The sequence below is a fragment of the Mesorhizobium sp. B1-1-5 genome, from assembly GCF_006443065.1.
In the GTDB taxonomy this organism is placed as follows: domain Bacteria; phylum Pseudomonadota; class Alphaproteobacteria; order Rhizobiales; family Rhizobiaceae; genus Mesorhizobium.
Genome location: NZ_VFWS01000615.1, coordinates 1 through 1,078, shown reverse-complemented (window position 1 = coordinate 1,078; position 1,078 = coordinate 1). Strand labels below are relative to the sequence as shown.

Annotated in this window: 2 protein-coding genes; both read right to left on the bottom strand. The window is 54.8% G+C overall.

Features of this window, described 5'->3' with window-relative positions:
- Positions 1-147 precede the first annotated feature (147 nt).
- Positions 148-501, bottom strand: coding sequence for a TM2 domain-containing protein (locus tag FJ980_RS33795; protein WP_140547685.1), 354 nt, complete (start codon positions 499-501; stop codon positions 148-150).
- 304 nt (positions 502-805) lie between these two features.
- Positions 806-1,078: hypothetical protein (locus FJ980_RS35160; protein ID WP_210243792.1), on the bottom strand; the 273-nt coding region annotated here is incomplete at its 5' end.

Here is a 1,078-nt window from a genome sequence, read left to right as displayed (position 1 = left end):
GCCTCAAGACATTCTATGATCTTGGTCACGGCTATCGCTGTGTTAATCGCTAGACCTGCAATTTCACCTTTGGTCGCCGGTGCGTTCCATACGTTGTTGTTGATAGACATTATTTTCTCACACGCATTAGCCAAGCCCTCCCCAGAGCTACATCTGCGGCTCTTGGCGAGCCGATCCGACCGCTAGCATTGCATTGGTTGTGAGGCTTTGCCGCACCTGATCCTTTTGCGCTTGGATCATGCCTGGGATCAGGAAAGCATCGACCAAAAGCCAGATGCCGAGCGCGATCAGAATGAAAATACCGACGACCAGGACGACGGTCAGCCACCCAATAATTGTCATCAGAAGCTGTGCTACCCCACTGCCGGTTCGCCCGAGATAGAATCGATGTGCGCCAAGCGTCCCGAGGAAAAACCAGAGTAGATAGGCGGCGCCCGTCGACTTGGCCTCGTTGGTCACGCGCTGTTCGATAAGCATCTGCTGTTGTGTCGAAATTGTCATTCCACATCCCCCTCCAAAATCCCGGCGCCACAATTGCGCGCGCCAGGCGAGAGCGCAAGCGGGGATCGTTATTTGTTTTTACGAGCCATGGTGAGGAACGGCGTGAAACCTTGTTGACAAGGTGGAAAGGAAATTGTTCCTATCCGAGGTGCCGTTCAGGTGGTTTGGGAGGCCGAGTTGATCGAATACCAGCCGCGTTATCAGACGCGGACAGACGAAATGGTCGCAGAATTACGAAAGGCGGCAGGCGCAGCCGCGCCGATGGATCCGAAGCTTGTCATCAAGCGCAAGACTGCAGAAATCGCTACCGCGATGGCACTTCTTCACGGCGGGGACTGGAGGGTTCAGGTTGATCACCATGCGGGGATGGTTCTGGTAGTGCGCCGTTAGCGAGCCAATACTCGTCTATGGTGGCGACAAGAACTTTGATGATGTCTGGCTTCAGTCCATTAATTTGGTTCATCATGCGCCGGAGGGCTCTGCGATCGCCGGGCTCGACAACGGGGAAGGCGGTTGTTGCCGTCAACTGCTGATTTGGCTTTGACATCACTCCCGCATCACGCAACCACTGTTGCAT